The organism is Streptomyces sp. NPDC005533, assembly GCF_042871845.1.
GTDB lineage: Bacteria > Actinomycetota > Actinomycetes > Streptomycetales > Streptomycetaceae > Streptomyces.
Genome location: NZ_JBIAJH010000142.1, coordinates 1 through 3211, shown reverse-complemented (window position 1 = coordinate 3211; position 3211 = coordinate 1). Strand labels below are relative to the sequence as shown.

Genomic DNA, 3211 nt, shown 5'->3' with positions numbered 1-3211 from the left:
AGGTCGGACACCTCGGCGGCAGTGCGTTCGGCACCCTGCGGGGATCACCCCGACACACACCCACCCCCACCCCAACCGACCCGCCTGCCACCCAGCTGCCCAAATCCAGCCCCGCCGCACAAATCCAGCCCCGCCGGCGATTGAGGCGCGGGGTCCGGGGCGGAGCCCCGATCTGTAAGCCGCACCCTCCAGCTGCGCCGCACAGAATCAGCCCCGCCGGCGATTGAGGCGCGGGGTGCGGGGCGGAGCCCTGGCGCGGCCGGCGGGCGGGCAGCGCTAGCGGTTTCGGCGCGGCGGGAGCCGGACGTCCATCCGGTAGAGCCGCGTCACCTGCTGCGCCAGCTCGTTGTCGTCGCTGGCCAGCAGCAGCCGTACCCGCCCGGGACCGGCGTGGTCGGTCACCACCATGCCCTCGACGTTGTCCACCAGCGGGTGGTTCTGCGGGAGCTTCGACGGCGCCCCGAGCGTCGGGCAGTCGTCGAAGTCCCCGAGCGCGGTCTTGCGGGCCACCCGCAGCCCCGGCCCCTCCGCCAGCGCGTCCACCTGCGAGGTGTCCGTCGCGCCCAGCGGATCGGCGAGGTACAGCCGTGCGGTGATCTTGAACTGCTGGGTGAAGCCCCGCTCCAGGACGATCAGCCGGCCGTCGGAGGTCGGCGCGAGCTCGACGAGGCCGTGCCCCGCGTCGACCGGGTAGGCGTACTGCCGCCCCAGCCGGAACTCTCCGTTGGGGCCCCGCTCCCAGGTCTGGATCCGCTGGAGGGTGCGCCCCTGCGCGTCCTTGCCGTCCCCGGCCAGCGGTCCCTCGACGCCCGCGACCAGGGTGTGCCCGCCGGGCAGCAGCGTCAGCGACTCGAAGGTCTGGTTCGCGGTGGCCCGCCCCTGCGGCGCGAGCCGGAAGGCGTCCGGGACCGGCAGGGTGGCGAGTACCGTGCCGTCCCGCCCGTAGCGGCGGATCGCGGGGGCGAACTCGTCGGTGACCAGGTAGGACCCGTCCCGAGCGACGACGACGCCCTCCGAGTCGACGGCCTTGCCCGCCCCGTCCGTGAGCGGGAGGCGCGCGGTGGCCGCGGCGGCCGGGGTGTCCCCGCGGCGCACCTTCAGCGAGTACAGCGCCGACCGGTCGGAGACGGCCGCCACCGTGCCGTCCTTGTCGACGGCGAGGCCCGAGAGGCCGCCGACGAGGCCCCCGTCGAGCGTGGTCTTGTCGAGCGCGTCGGAATAGCCCGCGACGGAGAGGTACGGCGAGCAGGCCCCGTTCTCCTGCGGGGCCGCGACGGCGGGCGGCACGAGCGTGCCGGAGAGCGCGGCTGCGGCGGCCGCGGTGGTGGCGAGCGTACGAAGGCGCATGAAGAGGCCTTCCTCCTGGTTCGGCGGACACGATTCGACTTCCGAACTGCCATATGTCGAATCGAAAGAAAGAGGAAGGCCGGGCCATGCGATGGCAACGAACCCGCCGACTCCCCGTCACATCCGGCCCGATCGGGCGAACCGTGCCGGGCTGGTCCCCACGTGCCGCCCGAAGTGCCGGGTCAGGTGCGCCTGGTCGTAGAACCCCGCTGCCGTCGCCGCCTCGGCCGGCCGCATGCCCGCCAGCAGCAGCCGCCGCGCCAGCGCCACTCGCCGCCCCGTCAGGTACGCGTGCGGCGGCAGCCCGTACGCCGTCCGGAAGCTCCGGATCAGGTGGGTGGGATGGACGTGGCCCAGCTCCGCCGAGGCCTCCTCCAGACCGATCCCCTCGGTCACCCGCGCGTCGATCAGCTCGCGCAGCCGTACGGCGAGCTCCGCGCCCGGCGCCCCGTACGCCGCCGGCGCGCGACCCGCGAGCCACCGGTGCAGCCGTTCCCGTACGAACGCCAGCCGCGACTGCGCCTCCAGCCGCTCGACGGCCCCGGCCGGCAGCTCCCGCGCGCCGAGCGCCCGGTGCAGCCCGTGGACGCGCTCCCGCAGCACCGGGTCGAGCAGCAGCGGGGCGTCGACGGCGGCCCCGGTGAGGCTCTCGGGCAGGACGGAGGCGTCGAGGTACAGGTTGCGCTTGCGGAAGCCGGCCTCGGTGACGGTCCGCCCGTCGTGGACCACCCCGGGCGGCAGCAGGATCACGCAATCCCTGACCCCGGCGCCGTGCCGCTCGCGGTCCAGCGCGAAGTCGACCCGCCCGCCGTCCAGGATCATCAGCGTCCAGGTGTCGTGCACGTGCGCCGGGTACGCGTGGTCGGTGAACCGGGCGTGGAAGACCTCGGCGATCCCCGGGACCGGCGGCTGCCAGGCGGAGACCGTGCTGCGCGGACGTATCGCGGCCATGTCAGGAACGTACAAGACCGCCCGCGTCCGCTCCGCGAGGCTGTCCGCATGACGACACACAAGGTCAACATCGCCGAGAAGCTGGCCGGGTTCACCGAGCAGTGGGCCCCGCACCGCGTCGCCCGCGTCAACGACTACGAGGTCAAGGCCGCCAAGCTCCAGGGCGAGTTCGTGTGGCACAGCCACGAGGACACCGACGAGCTCTTCCTCGTGATCAGCGGCACCCTGACGATCCGCCTGCGCGACGGGGACGTGGTGCTGGGGCCGGGCGAGATGTACGTCGTCCCGCGCGGGGTGGAGCACTGCCCGGCGGCGGACGAGGAGACGGCGATCCTGCTGTTCGAACCGACGGGCACCACCAACACCGGCACCGCCGGCGGCCCCCGCACCCGCCCCCCGCTCGACGCCTAGCCACCACCGCCGCCGCATCCCTACCGGGGCTCCACCCCCCACCCCGCGCCTCAATCGCCGGCGAGGCTGAACTTGCGCGGCGGGCGGCTCAAAGCCCGGGGCTCCACCCCGCACCCCGCGCCTCAAACGCCGGCGGGGCTGAACGGGTGCGGCGCAGCTGGAGGGCGCGGCTTACAGGTCGGGGCTCCGCCCCGCACCCCGCTCCTCAAACGCCGGAGGGGCTGATTTGGCGCGGCGAAGCTGAATATGGGGGGTCCGGCTGGATGGTGCGTCGGCGCTGGGTAGCAGGCGGGTCGGTTGGGGTGGGGGTGGGCGTGTGTCGGGGTGATCCCCGCAGGGTGCCGAACGCACTGCCGCCGAGGTATCCGACCTCCCGCCACGTTCGGCGCCCGAGGAGACGCCCCGGCGCGCGGGCCCCCCCCCCCCCCCCCCCCCCCCCCCCCCCCCCCCCCCCCCCCGGGGCGCCCCCCCCCCCCCGCCCCCCCCCCCCCCCCCCCCCCCC

3 protein-coding genes are annotated in these 3211 nt (G+C 75.0%); 1 reads left to right on the top strand and 2 read right to left on the bottom strand.

The window, feature by feature from the left end:
* Nucleotides 1-276 precede the first annotated feature (276 nt).
* Both ACFYP3_RS37335 and ACFYP3_RS37330 read right to left on the bottom strand, forming a co-directional pair.
* A complete protein-coding gene (locus ACFYP3_RS37335; RefSeq protein ID WP_388842549.1) occupies nucleotides 277-1347 on the bottom strand; it encodes an esterase-like activity of phytase family protein in 1071 nt (356 codons plus the stop codon).
* A gap of 117 nt (nucleotides 1348-1464) precedes the next feature.
* On the bottom strand, nucleotides 1465-2298 hold the full coding sequence (locus tag ACFYP3_RS37330) for an AraC family transcriptional regulator (protein ID WP_388842547.1): 834 nt from the start codon (nucleotides 2296-2298) through the stop codon (nucleotides 1465-1467).
* Between the two features lie 48 nt (nucleotides 2299-2346).
* Here ACFYP3_RS37330 and ACFYP3_RS37325 point away from each other — a divergent pair, with 48 nt between their 5' ends.
* Nucleotides 2347-2709: a cupin domain-containing protein gene (locus ACFYP3_RS37325; protein WP_388842545.1), complete on the top strand. Its 363-nt coding sequence runs from the start codon at nucleotides 2347-2349 to the stop codon at nucleotides 2707-2709.
* Nucleotides 2710-3211 lie beyond the last annotated feature (502 nt).